At 37.5% G+C, this 14,735-nt stretch carries 16 protein-coding genes; 10 read left to right on the top strand and 6 right to left on the bottom strand.

Translation table 11 applies throughout. From position 1 onward, the window contains the following. The first annotated feature begins 72 nt into the window (after positions 1–72). Positions 73–1,239 (top strand): proline dehydrogenase family protein, encoded by a 1,167-nt coding sequence (locus Q360_RS0103865; protein WP_027075918.1) that lies wholly within the window; start codon positions 73–75, stop codon positions 1,237–1,239. Positions 1,240–1,295: 56 nt separating this feature from the next. Here Q360_RS0103865 and Q360_RS0103870 read toward each other — a convergent pair whose 3' ends face one another. From Q360_RS0103870 to porX, 6 genes are all read right to left on the bottom strand, one after another. Continuing rightward, the gene (locus Q360_RS0103870; protein ID WP_027075919.1) at positions 1,296–1,685 is read right to left on the bottom strand and encodes a DUF4258 domain-containing protein; all 390 of its coding nucleotides are present in this window, start codon (positions 1,683–1,685) and stop codon (positions 1,296–1,298) included. Positions 1,686–1,759: 74 nt separating this feature from the next. Further along, positions 1,760–2,959: an alanine dehydrogenase gene (locus Q360_RS0103875; protein WP_027075920.1), complete on the bottom strand. Its 1,200-nt coding sequence runs from the start codon at positions 2,957–2,959 to the stop codon at positions 1,760–1,762. Between the two features lie 98 nt (positions 2,960–3,057). Then, entirely contained in the window at positions 3,058–3,717 is a 660-nt protein-coding gene (locus Q360_RS0103880; protein WP_027075921.1) for a hypothetical protein, read from the bottom strand. 103 nt (positions 3,718–3,820) lie between these two features. Then, a complete protein-coding gene (locus Q360_RS26925) occupies positions 3,821–3,952 on the bottom strand; it encodes a hypothetical protein (protein ID WP_262493197.1) in 132 nt (43 codons plus the stop codon). A 235-nt stretch (positions 3,953–4,187) separates the two neighbouring features. Further along, positions 4,188–4,598: a tRNA (adenosine(37)-N6)-threonylcarbamoyltransferase complex ATPase subunit type 1 TsaE gene (tsaE, locus tag Q360_RS0103890; protein WP_027075922.1), complete on the bottom strand. Its 411-nt coding sequence runs from the start codon at positions 4,596–4,598 to the stop codon at positions 4,188–4,190. A gap of 85 nt (positions 4,599–4,683) precedes the next feature. Further along, positions 4,684–6,228 (bottom strand): T9SS response regulator signal transducer PorX, encoded by a 1,545-nt coding sequence (gene porX / locus Q360_RS0103895; protein WP_027075923.1) that lies wholly within the window; start codon positions 6,226–6,228, stop codon positions 4,684–4,686. A gap of 125 nt (positions 6,229–6,353) precedes the next feature. On the opposite strand from porX, the gene Q360_RS0103900 reads away from it, so the two are divergent. The 9 genes from Q360_RS0103900 to Q360_RS0103940 all read left to right on the top strand — a co-directional run bounded on the left by Q360_RS0103900 (position 6,354) and on the right by Q360_RS0103940 (position 14,690). Then, positions 6,354–7,583 (top strand): HD domain-containing protein, encoded by a 1,230-nt coding sequence (locus Q360_RS0103900; protein ID WP_027075924.1) that lies wholly within the window; start codon positions 6,354–6,356, stop codon positions 7,581–7,583. Positions 7,584–7,606: 23 nt separating this feature from the next. Beyond that, complete coding sequence (gene lpxD / locus Q360_RS0103905) at positions 7,607–8,626, top strand: UDP-3-O-(3-hydroxymyristoyl)glucosamine N-acyltransferase (RefSeq protein ID WP_027075925.1); 1,020 nt, start codon at positions 7,607–7,609, stop codon at positions 8,624–8,626. Beyond that, a complete protein-coding gene (locus tag Q360_RS0103910) occupies positions 8,626–10,026 on the top strand; it encodes a bifunctional UDP-3-O-[3-hydroxymyristoyl] N-acetylglucosamine deacetylase/3-hydroxyacyl-ACP dehydratase (protein WP_027075926.1) in 1,401 nt (466 codons plus the stop codon). Before lpxD ends, Q360_RS0103910 begins: the two co-directional genes overlap by 1 nt. Before the next feature lies 1 nt (position 10,027). Continuing rightward, the gene (gene lpxA / locus Q360_RS0103915; RefSeq protein ID WP_027075927.1) at positions 10,028–10,813 is read left to right on the top strand and encodes an acyl-ACP--UDP-N-acetylglucosamine O-acyltransferase; all 786 of its coding nucleotides are present in this window, start codon (positions 10,028–10,030) and stop codon (positions 10,811–10,813) included. A gap of 59 nt (positions 10,814–10,872) precedes the next feature. Beyond that, positions 10,873–11,439: an elongation factor P gene (efp, locus tag Q360_RS0103920; RefSeq protein ID WP_027075928.1), complete on the top strand. Its 567-nt coding sequence runs from the start codon at positions 10,873–10,875 to the stop codon at positions 11,437–11,439. Positions 11,440–11,441: 2 nt separating this feature from the next. Continuing rightward, positions 11,442–12,383: a UDP-3-O-(3-hydroxymyristoyl)glucosamine N-acyltransferase gene (locus Q360_RS0103925; RefSeq protein WP_027075929.1), complete on the top strand. Its 942-nt coding sequence runs from the start codon at positions 11,442–11,444 to the stop codon at positions 12,381–12,383. A gap of 160 nt (positions 12,384–12,543) precedes the next feature. Beyond that, positions 12,544–13,416, top strand: a complete 873-nt coding sequence (gene sucD, locus Q360_RS0103930; protein ID WP_027075930.1) for a succinate--CoA ligase subunit alpha — start codon at positions 12,544–12,546, stop codon at positions 13,414–13,416. Between the two features lie 182 nt (positions 13,417–13,598). Next, entirely contained in the window at positions 13,599–14,348 is a 750-nt protein-coding gene (gene fabG, locus Q360_RS0103935) for a 3-oxoacyl-[acyl-carrier-protein] reductase (protein WP_027075931.1), read from the top strand. Positions 14,349–14,375: 27 nt separating this feature from the next. Next, the gene (locus Q360_RS0103940; RefSeq protein ID WP_027075932.1) at positions 14,376–14,690 is read left to right on the top strand and encodes a YbjQ family protein; all 315 of its coding nucleotides are present in this window, start codon (positions 14,376–14,378) and stop codon (positions 14,688–14,690) included. Positions 14,691–14,735: the final 45 nt, after the last annotated feature.

The raw sequence follows: 14,735 nt of genomic DNA on the forward strand, positions 1-14,735 counted from the left end.
AAAATAAAGGATTTTTAATCTAAAGAATAGAATTTCTGTGATTATATTTGATAACAAAAATTATTGCTATTTATGGATGGAATTTTTGAGGATACCGCAACGGCATTTTCGTTAAAAACCGATTCGGAACTGGAAAGAGCCTATTTTCTTTTTAAGATGATTGCTAATCAACCATTGGTGAAAATGGGTTCACTAATGACGAATTTCGCCCTAAAGGCGAAGCTGCCTGTAGAAGGACTTATACGCGCTACAGTGTTCGATCATTTTTGTGGTGGTATTAATGAAGAGGATTGCCTGCCTGTGGTAGACCGTATGTTCGAGAAAAAGGTATGCTCTGTACTAGATTACTCAGTAGAAGGAAAACAAGAGGAAGACCCGTTTGATAACGCAACAAAAACAATTCTAAACATACTGGACTTTGTAAAGAAAAAAGATGCAATTCCTTTTGCAGTCTTCAAACCTACAGGATTCGGACGTTTTGCGCTTTATAAAAAAATAGGAGAGAAAAAGTCGCTTACAGCACAAGAAACTGCAGAATGGCAGCGCGTTGTCAATAGATTTGATACCGTGTGCAAAAAAGCTTATGATTTAGATGTATCCTTATTAATAGACGGTGAGGAAAGTTGGATGCAGGAGGCTGCAGATCAATTGGTGGAACAAATGATGGTTAAGTATAATAAGAAAAAAGCCATTGTGTTCAACACGCTACAAACGTATCGTTGGGATAGACTTCATTATTTAAAAGAGCTACACACGAAAGCACAGCAAGACGGGTTTAAGATTGGAATGAAGGTTGTTCGTGGCGCTTATATGGAAAAGGAAAACGAAAGGGCCAAGGAAAAAGGGTACCCTTCACCAATTTGTGAATCTAAATTAGCGACTGACAACAACTTTGACGATACTATTGCCTACATGGTAGATAACCTAGAGACTATCTCTATTTTTTCGGGCACCCATAATGAGCAAAGCTGCCTAAAGCTCATAGAATTAATGTCACAAAAAGGGGTTGATATAAACAATCAAAGCATTTGGTTTGGGCAGTTGTATGGGATGAGTGACCATATTTCTTTTAATCTTGCAGGTAAAGGCTACAATGTTGCCAAATATTTACCTTTTGGTCCCGTAAAAGACGTGATGCCCTATTTAATTCGTCGTGCGGAAGAAAACACATCGGTCGCTGGACAAACCACACGAGAATTATCCCTATTAAAGAAGGAGCGTAAAAGAAGAAAAATCTAGATTCAATACTTAATTCTATTTTCGAAATTACGTTGTTTTGCTTTTTTGCAATAGTCCTAATTTGATGCAGGCAAAATACTTTGTATGGTTGCCTTTCTTCGGCAATTTTTTACAGTGGCAATAACTTCTTTATTGTTAACAATACCTTCGACCAGATAAGTTTTACAAGGAACAGACTTTGTGTCACTATTACCAAAATTAACATCACCGCGGGTAAGTAAACTAACGATATCGGCGCTATCTATTTGTTTATTGAGTAATTGCGTACTAACTAAATCCGAATAGTACATTGGTTTAGAACGGATATCCTTTAAGGTTCTACAATTTGGGAAATAACAGAAATAAACACCCGTATCTTCTGTTTTTTTCTTAAAGAAAAAAGCTAAAAAAATGATACCAATAGAAATCCCAAACAAATAAAATCCCAAACGTTTTATAAATGGCATACTGCAAAAGTCTTTTTAAATCCTTGCAAAATTATGGTATTCTATCCGATACAAAAAGAAACTATCGCGCTAATCTAAAATATAAGGAAATTGATATCGCTGTACTGGAGATCAAACCATTCTCCAACGGACTTATTCGTTAAAATACCATGATACATATACAACCCGTTTCGCAAGCCTTTGTCAAAACGGAGCGAATTTTCTAATCCGCCGTCCTCACCAATCTTAAGTAGATAAGGCGTAAATATGTTGCTTATGGAAACGGTTGCCGTTTTTGGATATCTAGATGGGATATTTGGTACGCCGTAATGAATAACCCCGTATTTTTCAATTGTAGGCTTGTTATGTGTTGTAATTTCCGATGTCTCAAAACAACCTCCCGTATCTATACTCACATCTATAATAACAGCTCCTTTTTTCATGTGTTCAACCATGGTACTAGAGACTACCACGGGAGACCTGTCCTTACCACGTGTAGCACCTATAGCTACATCGCATCGTTTCAAAGCCTTTAATAGATTTTTTGGTTGTATGGTAGAGGTGTAGACCGTTTGTTTTAGGTTGGTCTGAATGTTCCGTAGCTTGGTAATGGAATTATCGAATATTTTAATATTTGCACCTAAGCCAATAGCAGACCTTGCAGCAAATTCACCCACGGTTCCTGCGCCAATAATGACCACTTCTACAGGTGGAACACCACTTATGTTACCAAACATGAGTCCGTTTCCCTTATTGCTAGTAGACATAAGCTCAGAAGCGATAAGTACAGAGGAAATTCCTGCAATTTCGCTTAAGGAACGAACAGCAGGAAATTTCCCGTCTTCATCCCTAATATATTCAAAGGCAATTGCTGTAAGACGTTTGCGTGCCAATTCTGCAAAATAGGATTTTTGCTGTGTTTTGATTTGTAAAGCAGAAATAACGGTAGTCTGTGGATTGATCATACCGATTTCTGTTAGGGTAGGGGGTTCAACTTTTAACAATAATGGGCAGCCAAATACTTTAGCAGTATCCTTCGTAATTTCCCCCCCAGCATTGGTGTAGTCCAAATCAGAAAAGTGAGCTCCTTTTCCGGCACCTGATTCAATGAGTACGCGATGCCCGTTGGAAGTAATCGCATTCACTGCATCTGGGGTAAGGCATATTCGTTTTTCCTGATATTGATTTTCCTTAGGCAGGCCTATAAAAAGCGCTCCTTTCTGCTTTAAAATTTCCAAGGTTTCTTCTTGTGGCAGTAATTGCTGTTTACTAAAAGGTGATGAAGGTTGATTCATAGGTATAAACTGACTAAATTCCAATAACAGGTGTTACGGTCAAATGTACAATTTTTAGCTAAAATCCCATATGCTTAATATGCGCTGGAAAAAGAATATTATTTATTGTTGAAATGTAGCAAATTTTGTAGTCGTAGTTGAAATTGCTTTGCGGCTTGTTCCAAATTTCGAGTAGATAATTTTCTATCCAACTCTTCTGCAATAGATTCTTGGTTCATGCCATCTAAATCATCTGCTGGAATATCTAAGTTACTAACTTGTTCTATTTCTTTATTTGATTTTAGTTCTTCAAGCTCAGCATCAATAGCTTCTAAATCTATCCCATGAACGTGTTTGTCATAAAGTTTTACTCTTATAAAGTAAACGAATGGTATTACCACCATACATACAGGAAGCAACCATAATGTGTTTTTCGTGTCTATTTGAAGATCAGAATCAAAAACGACTTCAAATAATTGAAAAGAGTACATAGCAATAGGTATCAAAATAATATGATACCACCAATCACGTGAGGTTAGAAACCAAAAAAGTAAAAGGTAAAGTGGAACTATTTTGCTCGCTAGAAACCATATAAATGTTGATGCGTCTTCGAATCCATTTGCACCAACAACCATCCCAAAAAACGAAGTAGTCCCGTCTTCGTTTATGGGAAAATAATCATAAATTTTATACAGGAATGGAGCTATTGCAATAAAAAATACAAGAATAGTTTCAAGTATAATTTTGTTTTTAGCTCTTTTTCTAACACCTTTTTTCATTTTATTACTTTATACACTAAAATCTTAACGATTTATCGCAAATAAAAGTATAAAAAAAGGGGAAGATTTACATCTTCCCCTTTTTAATTTTGGTATTGAAATATTATATTTTCTTTGTCAACTTTCTTTTATCAATACCTAGTTCCTGATTATCCACAGAAATGATTGGAGCCGTCAAAGCAATTAAAAAGATTCCTAATGCTAAAGAGGCTAATAATGTTTTTTGTTTTTTCATTTTTGAAGGGTTTTTTTAGTTAAAACTACTTATGTTCTTTATCAAATGTAAGAAATAAAGTACAACAAATATGTTTTTAAACGCATAAAATGTGCATTTTAACGTTTAAAACGTACATTTTAACGAAAAACAGGTTTTTCATCTAAAAAACACAATACAAAGTAAGTATTCACGTTGGCAAAGCTCTCATGAGCCTATCAACGTGACTACCTAGAATAAGAATAGTTAAATAGAATTAAAACATAATTCTTCTTTCCGTGGGATTCAATATTTCAATACGAATAATAACTGCTTCGGTTGGAATCAAATTTGGAATCTTTTCTGGCCATTCCATAAAAATCCAAGCTTTTGAATCTAGATAAACTTCCAATCCCATATCCATAGCCTCCATTTCATCTTTTAATCGATAAAAATCAAAATGGTAAGCCAATAGCGCTCCGTTAGTATCATGGTACTCGTTTACTATACCAAATGTTGGACTGCTCACCATATCCACACCTCCTAATTCGGCTACCAATGCTTTTGTCAGCGTCGTTTTACCTGCTCCCATGGGTGCGTAAAAAGCTAAGCATTTCGACGCTACAGTTGCTATGATTTGCTTTGCTATTTGGTTGATATCTTCTTCGGAGTATGCTATATTTTTCATTTGCACGAGCGCTGATGAATTATCTTAGGGTGAAATAACCAACTTTAAACTGAACTAAGGTCGTCTTAAATGGCTAATTGCTATATTATTTCGGTTCCAAAACTACAAAGGGAATAATCATTTCCTCTAAGGATACCCCCCCATGTTGGTATGTATTCCTATAATAACTTACATAGTGGTTATAGTTATTAGGATAGGCAAAGAACAAATCGTTTTTAGCAAATATATAGGAGCTACTCATGTTTATGGATGGCAAAAAAATACTTTTAGGATTTCTCGCCGCCAGCACGTCAGTATCTTTATAGCTTAGGCTTCTCCCTGTTTTGTATCTTAGGTTAGCACTGGTATCTCGATCACCGACCACTTTTGAGGGCGATTTTACGTTAATGGTACCATGATCTGTCGTGATGATAAGCTTCATTCCCATTTGTTGTGCTTGCTGAATAATTTCCAACAAAGGTGAATTCTTAAACCAACTTTGGGTTAATGAGCGGTACGCTTTATCGTTGGACGCCAATTCTTTTATAACCTCCATCTCAGTTTTAGAATGGGAGAGCATGTCTACGAAATTATAAACGATAACTGTAAGGTCATTATCCTTTTGTGTTTTAAAATTCTGGGATAAATACTTCCCTTGTTTTAAGCTACTTATTTTATGGTAACCCCAAGTAATATCTAACCCCAACCTTTTTAATTGCTCGCCTAGGAACTTATCTTCGTGTAAATTTTTGCCACCCTCCTCGGTGTCATTTTTCCACCACATTGGATATTTTTTTTCCATATCCAATGGTGTTAGTCCAGCAAAAATGGCATTACGGGCATATTGGGTGGCTGTGGGTAAAATACTAAAATAACTTTTTTCCTTCTGTTTCTTGTAAAAGGTATTTACCGTATCTTCGAAAGCGTACCATTGGTCGTACCTGAGGTTATCCACAACTACAAGTAGCGTTTTAGTGTCCTTTATTTCGGGAGTTATCCATTTTTTAAATAGTGTATGGGACATAACCGGAGCATCATAATCAGAAAACCAATCTTGATAGTTTTTATCTACAAACTTTCCAAACTGGTTGTTGGCCTCCGCTTTTTGGGATTCCAATATCTCGAACATTCCGCTATCCTCTATTTGCTCTAACTGTAATTCCCAGTAAATTAATTTTTTATACAACGCTGCCCATTCTTCAAAGGTATTAACCCTAGAGAGATCCATCGCAATTTTTCTGAACTCTTGCTGATAGTTGCTAGTCGTTTTTTCTGATACCAAACGGGAATGGTCTAAATTTTTCTTTAGAGATAGTAATATTTGGTTAGGATTCACAGGTTTAATAAGGTAGTCCGCTATTTTGGAACCAATAGCCTCTTCCATAATAAATTCTTCCTCACTCTTGGTTATCATTACCACAGGAATAGAAGCATTCATCACTTTTATTTCGTTCAAGGTTTCCAGTCCAGAGATGCCTGGCATGTTCTCATCCAAAAAAACAATATCCACATTGGTTTCCTCTAGTTGTTCTAGAGCCTCCCGACCGCTTTTGCAGGTTAGTACTTCATATCCTTTGGCCTCTAGAAAGAGGATATGGGGTTTTAACAAATCTATCTCGTCATCTACCCAAAGTATTTTTATTTTACCCATCCTGTCGTCAGTGCTTTTTATAGTATTAGTCTAGGCCTTACCGATTTTTATCGAACTATGAACCTAGCGCTATACTTGTTGTCACAATTCCATAACTTTGAATTTGATTCAAAAAAAAACTAGCATTGTCCAAATCAAATAAATTAAAAATATTCAATGACCCAATTTACGGATTTATTAGAATCCCGAACCCATTAGTATTTGACTTGATTGCCCACCCTCATTTTCAGCGACTTCGAAGAATATCTCAAATGGGACTTTCCTATCTAGTTTATCCTGGGGCACATCATACTCGATTTCATCATGCATTAGGATGTCTACATCTAATGCAAAAATCTGTCCAAGTACTACGTTTTAAAGGTGTTGCCGTTTCTGATGAAGAGGAGCAAGGCTTACTTTGTGCTATTCTTCTGCATGATATAGGGCACGGTCCTTTCTCTCATGCTATGGAACATAGCATTGTAGAAGGCGTAAGCCATGAATACATTTCTATTCAATTTATGCAGGAGCTAAATGTGCTATTTAACGGAAGTTTAACGGTTGCCTTATCTATTTTTACTGGTAAACACCCCAAAAGGTTTCTAAACCAATTGGTAAGCAGCCAGCTTGATATAGACCGTTTGGACTATTTAAAACGTGATAGTTTTTACACTGGAGTGGCCGAAGGGAATACCAATTCGGACCGACTTATCACCATGCTTAACGTTGTAGATAGGCAGTTAGTGGTAGAAGAAAAAGGTATTTATTCCGTAGAAAAATTTCTTATGGCAAGGCGGTTTATGTACTGGCAAGCATATTTGCATAAAACAGGCGTTGTTGCAGAACAATTACTGATAAGTATTTTAAAACGTGCTCGTTTTCTTATTTCTGATGGTGTTACTCTTCATGCAAGTAAATCCTTATTATACTTTTTAACTAAGGCTGTGGATAAGAAAAATTTTGACTCAAACACCCTAGGAATTTTTGCGAAATTAGATGATGTCGATATTCTATCAGCAGTTAAGGAGTGGCAGTATACAGCAGATTTTGTATTGTCTGAGCTTTGTAGAATGATAGTGCATCGCCGCTTGCTACACATCAAAATAAAGAAAGAACCCATATCGGAAAAACGATTTCAGGAAAGGTTTCAAGAAACTAAAAAGAAGTTTAAGCTTAATGATGAGGAGACCAGCTACTTTGTTTTTAAAGGAAAGTTGGAAAATAAAGCCTACGACCGTAACGAACAGAACATCAATATTTTGAAGAAAAATGGTAAAATCGTAGACGTTGCTAAGCTATCGGACCACTTAAACTTGAATGCTTTGTCCAAAACCGTAACCAAATATTATATCTGTTACCCTAAAGAAGCCGTTTAACTATTTTTCTTACTTTTGCACTCATGGTATTTACAGCTGGTCAAATTGCAGGCATTTTAGATGGTGAAGTACAGGGAAATCCAGAGGTAGCCGTTCATAAACTTGCAAAAATAGAAGAAGGAGAAATAGGTTCCTTAACATTTTTGGCCAACCCTAAGTACACATCGTTCATCTACAACACAAAGGCTTCAGTTACGCTAGTTAATAAGGACTTTGTGCCTGAGCAAGCCTTTTCAACTACATTAATAAAGGTGGAAGATGCCTACGAATCCTTTTCTAAATTACTCGAATATTACAATCAAACAAAAGGTAATAAGGTAGGTATAGAATCACCCGTCTTTAAGTCTGATACGGCTACGTACGGAGAAAACGTGTATTTGGGAGCATTTTCATATTTAGGAGACCAGGTAAGCTTAGGGAATAATGTAAAAATTTATCCTAATGTATATATCGGTGACAACGTTACTATTGGAGATGGTGTTACCGTCTTCGCAGGAGCAAAAATTTATTCGGAAACTGTAATTGGAAAGAATTGCGTAATCCATAGTGGTGCTATTCTTGGAGCAGATGGTTTTGGCTTTGCGCCAAATAACAAAGGAGAATTCACCAAGATTCCTCAAACGGGGAATGTGATTATAGAGGATAATGTAGACGTAGGTGCAGGCACTACCATTGATAGGGCTACCTTAGGGTCAACCATTTTAAGAACTGGGGTTAAATTGGATAATCAGATACAGATTGCTCATAATGTTGAAATTGGCGAGCATACCGTTATTGCAGCACAGACTGGGGTTGCAGGTTCTACAAAAATCGGAAAGCATTGTATGATAGGTGGGCAAGTAGGGATAGTTGGTCACATTATTATCGGTGATTATGTGAAGATTCAGGCCCAATCCGGAATAGGAAGAAATGTAAAGAATAATGAGGTGTTACAAGGGTCTCCCGCTTTAAATTATGGGGACTACAATAAGTCGTACGTTCACTTTAAGAATTTACCAAAAATAATTATTAGAATAGACAACCTTGAAAAAAAGGACAGATGATGAAGACAACAACAGATAAGCAACGTACTATAGGGAAGGCAGTTTCCCTCACAGGTGTTGGTTTGCATACAGGTGCCAACGTTACTCTTAAATTTTTGCCGGCCGGGGAAAACCATGGATATGCCTTTAAGCGAATTGATTTAGAGGGGCAACCCATCATAGAGGCAGATGCAAATTACGTCATCAACACACAACGAGGTACAAACTTGGAAAAAAGGGGTGTAAGAATACAGACTTCGGAGCATGTTTTGGCTGCTTTGGTGGGCTTAGAAATAGATAATGTTCTTATAGAGTTAGATGCTCCTGAGCCACCAATTATGGATGGTTCCTCTAAGTTTTTTGTAGCCGCGCTAGAAGCAGCAGGTATTGTTGAGCAAAAAGCTATGCGTGATGTGTTTGTCATTAAGGAAGTGATTTCCTTTAAAGATGAGGCTACTGGAAGCGAAATAACAGTAATTCCTTCAGATGAATACCAGGTGACCACTATGGTCGATTTTGGAACAAAAGTTCTGGGCACCCAAAACGCAACATTGGAGCGTCTACCTGATTTTAAGACTGAAATCGCCGATGCACGCACCTTTAGTTTTTTGCATGAATTGGCAATGTTATTGGAAAATGGTCTTATAAAAGGCGGCGATTTAAACAACGCCATTGTTTATGTAGATAAAGAGATTTCTGAAGCAACTATGAAGAAACTGGAGAAAGCTTTTAATAAAAAGAAGCTATCCGTAAAACCAAATGGTATTCTAGATAATCTTACGTTACACCAACCCAACGAGGCAGCTCGTCACAAGCTTTTAGATGTTATTGGTGACTTAGCTTTGGCAGGAACCAGAATACAGGGTAAGGTCATTGCTAACAAACCGGGGCATTTTGTAAATACTCAGTTTGCTAAAAAGCTTTCCAATATTATTAAATTGGAAAAGAGGAACAAGGTCCCCAAATACGATTTAAGCTTGCCCCCCTTTATGGATATCCATCAAATCATGGCAATGCTCCCACATAGACCTCCTTTTCTTTTGATAGATCGTATCATAGAACTCTCCAAGCAACATGTTGTTGGAATGAAAAACGTTACCATGAATGAGCCTTTCTTTACAGGGCATTTTCCCGGTGCACCAGTTATGCCAGGAGTACTACAAGTAGAAGCGATGGCCCAAACGGGAGGCATTTTGGTGCTGAGTACCGTACCTGATCCGGAAAATTACCTAACGCTATTTATGAAAATAGATAAAGTGAAATTTAAAAAACCGGTATTGCCAGGGGATACCTTAATTTTCCATTGTAGCCTAATTACTCCTATTAGAAGGGGAATATGTCATATGCAAGCGTATGCCTATGCCAATGATAAATTAGTAAGCGAAGCAGAGATGATGGCACAAATAGTTAAAAGAACATAGTATGAATCAGCCATTAGCTTATATACATCCCGGAGCAAAAATTTCAAAAAATGTTGTGGTGGAACCGTTTACTACAATTCACAATAACGTAATTATCGGTGATGGTACTTGGATAGGTTCCAACGTGACTATTATGGAAGGTGCACGAATTGGAAAGAATTGTAATATTTTTCCTGGAGCGGTAATCTCTGCACCACCGCAGGACCTTAAATATGAAGGAGAGGAAACAACGGTCGTCATTGGAAATAATACCACTATTCGCGAATGTGCTACCATTCATAAAGGCACATCGGATAGAATGAAGACGGTAATAGGTAAGAATTGCCTTATTATGGCGTATTGTCATATTGCCCATGACTGTTTTGTAGGTGATAATTGTATTTTCTCAAACAATTCTACCTTGGCAGGCCATGTTACTATTGGTGACAATGTTATCCTAGCAGGATTAGTTGCCGTGCATCAATTCGTATCTATTGGTCAACACGCTTTTGTTACCGGCGGGTCTTTGGTGCGTAAAGATGTTCCTCCTTATGTAAAGGCTGCTCGAGAACCTTTGTCATACGTTGGTATTAACTCTGTCGGGCTAAGAAGAAGGGGGTTTACGTCTGAAAAAATTAGACAGGTTCAAAATATTTATAGAATACTGTATCAAAGAAACTACAATAATTCTCAAGCGGTACAAATTATTGAAGCCGAGATGGAAGCTACTCCAGAGCGGGATGAAATCCTTCAGTTTATTAGGGATTCACAACGAGGAATTATGAAGGGCTATTTCAGTACGAATTAAATATCAAAACGGCTACCCCAAAAACCAAATAGGAAAATCAATATTTTAAATAAATTTAAATGGCATCTACATCCGATATTAGAAAAGGACTTTGTATAAGATATAATAACGATATCTATAAGGTTATTGATTTTCAACATGTGAAACCAGGCAAAGGACCAGCATTTGTACGAACAAAACTAAAAAGTGTTTCCTCCGGAAAAGTTTTGGACAATACATTCTCAGCAGGGCACAAAATTGAAGATGTGCGGGTAGAAACACGCTCTTATCAATATTTATATCCTGAGGGGGAGACCTATCACTTTATGAATACAGATGACTATAATCAAATCACGCTAGAAGAAAGTTCCTTAGACGCGCCCAATCTATTAAAAGAGGGGGAAGTGGTGAAAATTATGTTTAATACGGAGGACAGCTTGCCTTTATCTGTGGAAATGCCCGCAAGTGTGATTTTAGAGATCACGTATACGGAGCCTGGTGTGAAAGGAAATACAGCTACTAATGCAACTAAACCAGCAAAGGTTGAAACTGGAGCAGAGGTAAATGTGCCTTTGTTTATAAATGAAGGAGACAAAATTAAAATCGATACCTCAAACGGTTCCTATATGGAGCGCGTAAAAGAATAAACTTGAAATTTCCTACCACTTTTTCCTTAAAACAAATAGCTGATATAATTAGCTGTACCGCTGTGGGGCCTAATGACTTCCCTGTATTAGGCATGAACGAAATTCATGTGGTAACACCTGGTGATATTGTCTTTGTAGACCACCCAAAATACTATGAGAAGGCATTGCAATCAAAGGCTACTATTATTCTTATTGATAAGGAGGTCGATTGTCCAGAAGGCAAAGCTTTGCTGATTTCAGATGACCCCTTTCGCGATTTTAATACCTTAACAAATTACTTTAGACCTTTTGCAGCGGCAACTAATGTCATTGCCACATCAGCATACATTGGAAAGAATACAATTATTCAGCCCAATGTTTTTATTGGCAACAACGTAAGTATAGGTGATAATTGTACGATACATGCCAACGTTAGTATGTATGATAATTGTGTTATTGGTAATGGTGTAACTATACATTCCGGTAGTGTATTAGGCGGAGATGCCTTTTACTATAAGAATAGGCCTGCAGGGTTTGATAAATTGCTTTCTGGAGGGCGCGTTGTGATAGAGGATAATGTGGATATAGGAGCCTTATGCACGATTGATAAGGGGGTTACAGGCGATACTACAATAGGAGCAGGTACAAAGTTAGATAATCAGGTTCAGGTGGGCCATGACACGCTAATCGGTAAAAAATGCCTCATTGCTTCCCAAACAGGTATTGCGGGATGTGTAATTATAGAGGATGAGGTTACCATTTGGGGTCAGGTAGGTACTAATAGTGGTATTACGATAGGAAAAAAAGCGGTAATTATGGGTCAGACCGGAGTCACTAAATCAGTTGCAGGCGGAAAGAGCTATTTCGGTACTCCGATAGAAGAATCTAGAGAAAAATTGAAACAATTGGCTTACATAAAGAAAATTCCAGAACTAATTAAAAAGATTGATGATAAACTATCTTAATACTAAGCCCGCGTGGCATTCATAAAAGAACAGCCTTAATACTCCGAGGCTAGCTCGGAGTATTAAAATCTCAAGTATCGAGTAAATAAGAAGCAGAATGCTTTAGTATTCATTGACAAACGTATATTTTTGTAACACAAAATTAAAAATCGACAGCAGTATGAGTGTTTTAGTAAATAAGGATTCCAAAATAATTGTACAAGGATTTACTGGAAGTGAAGGTACTTTCCATGCAGAACAAATGATAGAATACGGAACCAATATCGTTGGAGGCGTAACTCCTGGTAAAGGTGGTCAAGAACATTTGGGAAGACCCGTTTTTAACACTGTATCCGAGGCTGTTGATAAGGTTGGGGCAGACACTACCATCATTTTCGTACCGCCTGCGTTTGCTGCAGATGCAATTATGGAAGCCGCTAATGCAGGCATTAAAGTAATTATTACGATTACAGAAGGTATTCCTATTGCCGATATGGTGACGGCTGCCAACTATATAAAAAACATGGATTGTAGGCTTATTGGCCCAAACTGTCCTGGTGTGATTACTCCGGGAGAAGCGAAAGTTGGAATTATGCCAGGTTTTGTCTTCAAGAAGGGAAATGTTGGAATTGTTTCCAAATCCGGAACGTTAACTTATGAGGCAGCGGATCAAGTAGTGCGCCAAGGCTTGGGAATAACCACTGCTATTGGTATCGGGGGAGATCCAATTATTGGAACTACCACCAAAGAAGCAGTTGAATTATTAATCAACGACTCAGAAACGGAGTGTGTTGTAATGATTGGTGAAATTGGCGGACAATTAGAAGCAGATGCTGCTTATTGGTATAAAGCTAGTGGCAGTAAAAAGCCAATTGTAGGTTTTATAGCCGGCGAAACTGCTCCTGCAGGAAGAACGATGGGACATGCAGGTGCAATTGTTGGAGGAACTGATGACACCGCACAGGCCAAAAAGAGAATTATGTCTGAATGTGGAATTCACGTAGTGGATTCTCCTGCAGAAATTGGCCTTAAGGTAAAAGAAGTAATGGCTTAATTCACTTTTTGTGTTAAAGTTTTTATAGTAAATGAAAATATTAAATCCATCGGTCTTATTTTTAGGTCGATGGATTTTTGTTTTACCGATAGCTATTTATGCTGTCTGTTAAAAATTAAGATAATTAGTTTAAGCTCCCTTATAACCCTAACCAATACACCAACTATCAAAAAGATTAAACAATGAAACTACTAGACGGAAAAAATGTTATTATTACAGGCGCAAGTCGAGGCATAGGGATGGGTATCGCTAAAGTATTTGCGGACCACGGAGCTAATGTTGCTTTCACTTATAGCTCTAGTGAGGCACCTGCATTGGCGTTAGAAAAAGAACTTACAGCTAAAGGAGTCAAGGCAAAAGCATATAAAAGCAACGCTGCAAATTTCAACGAAGCCGATACGCTAGTCAACGAAGTGTTAAAGGACTTTGACGGTGTAATTGACGTACTAATTAATAATGCAGGAATTACAAAGGATAATCTTTTGATGCGTATGTCAGAAGCTGATTTTGATACCGTTATAGACATCAACTTAAAATCGGTTTTTAATATGACAAAAGCGGTTCAACGAACACTTCTAAAACAAAGACGTGGATCTATAATTAATATGAGTAGCGTTGTGGGAGTGAAAGGTAATGCCGGACAAACCAATTATGCCGCTTCAAAGGCAGGTATGATAGGATTTACTAAATCAGTTGCTTTAGAATTAGGGTCTAGGAATATTCGCTGCAATGCTATAGCCCCTGGTTTTATAGAGACTGAAATGACAGATAAACTTGACGAGAAAATAGTTCAGGGTTGGAGAGATGGTATTCCATTAAAAAGAGGTGGTTCTGTTGAAGACATAGCGAATGCCTGTTTGTTCTTTGCATCGGATCTTTCTGCTTACGTTACGGGTCAAGTCCTTAATGTGGACGGTGGTATGTTAACATAAAAACACATTGACAAATCTATAGAAACTATGCTATATGTTACAACGGCTTATATTGCCGGTAAGGAAATAACAGCATCTTTAGGCATCGCACGTGGAAGTACAGTTAGGGCACGAAACATTGGCCATGACCTTTTTGCGGGCCTAAAAAATATTGTAGGTGGTGAAATTTCAGAATACACCGAATTATTGGCACAATCTAGAGAACAAGCTATTAAGCGTATGTTGGACGATGCCGAAGGTTTAGGTGCCCATGCCGTTGTAAATGTAAGGTTTACTACTTCTCAAGTGATGCAGGGCGCTGCCGAAATGTTGGCCTATGGTACAGCAGTTAAATTAAAATAGATAGGTTATGGAATATATTCCTGCGATACTTATTTATGGCGGTAT

This window comes from Maribacter antarcticus DSM 21422, assembly GCF_000621125.1.
GTDB lineage: Bacteria > Bacteroidota > Bacteroidia > Flavobacteriales > Flavobacteriaceae > Maribacter > Maribacter antarcticus.

What these genes read in the sequence shown, in the direction of transcription:
- Q360_RS0103865 (WP_027075918.1), top strand. Translation starts at nt 73, where the DNA reads ATGGATGGAATTTTTGAGGATACCGCAACGGCATTTTCGTTAAAAACC.
- Q360_RS0103870 (WP_027075919.1), bottom strand. Translation starts at nt 1,685, where the DNA reads ATGCCATTTATAAAACGTTTGGGATTTTATTTGTTTGGGATTTCTATT.
- Q360_RS0103875 (WP_027075920.1), bottom strand. Translation starts at nt 2,959, where the DNA reads ATGAATCAACCTTCATCACCTTTTAGTAAACAGCAATTACTGCCACAA.
- Q360_RS0103880 (WP_027075921.1), bottom strand. Translation starts at nt 3,717, where the DNA reads ATGAAAAAAGGTGTTAGAAAAAGAGCTAAAAACAAAATTATACTTGAA.
- Q360_RS26925 (WP_262493197.1), bottom strand. Translation starts at nt 3,952, where the DNA reads ATGAAAAAACAAAAAACATTATTAGCCTCTTTAGCATTAGGAATCTTT.
- tsaE (WP_027075922.1), bottom strand. Translation starts at nt 4,598, where the DNA reads ATGAAAAATATAGCATACTCCGAAGAAGATATCAACCAAATAGCAAAG.
- porX (WP_027075923.1), bottom strand. Translation starts at nt 6,228, where the DNA reads ATGGGTAAAATAAAAATACTTTGGGTAGATGACGAGATAGATTTGTTA.
- lpxD (WP_027075925.1), top strand. Translation starts at nt 7,607, where the DNA reads ATGGTATTTACAGCTGGTCAAATTGCAGGCATTTTAGATGGTGAAGTA.
- Q360_RS0103910 (WP_027075926.1), top strand. Translation starts at nt 8,626, where the DNA reads ATGAAGACAACAACAGATAAGCAACGTACTATAGGGAAGGCAGTTTCC.
- lpxA (WP_027075927.1), top strand. Translation starts at nt 10,028, where the DNA reads ATGAATCAGCCATTAGCTTATATACATCCCGGAGCAAAAATTTCAAAA.
- efp (WP_027075928.1), top strand. Translation starts at nt 10,873, where the DNA reads ATGGCATCTACATCCGATATTAGAAAAGGACTTTGTATAAGATATAAT.
- sucD (WP_027075930.1), top strand. Translation starts at nt 12,544, where the DNA reads ATGAGTGTTTTAGTAAATAAGGATTCCAAAATAATTGTACAAGGATTT.
- fabG (WP_027075931.1), top strand. Translation starts at nt 13,599, where the DNA reads ATGAAACTACTAGACGGAAAAAATGTTATTATTACAGGCGCAAGTCGA.
- Q360_RS0103940 (WP_027075932.1), top strand. Translation starts at nt 14,376, where the DNA reads ATGCTATATGTTACAACGGCTTATATTGCCGGTAAGGAAATAACAGCA.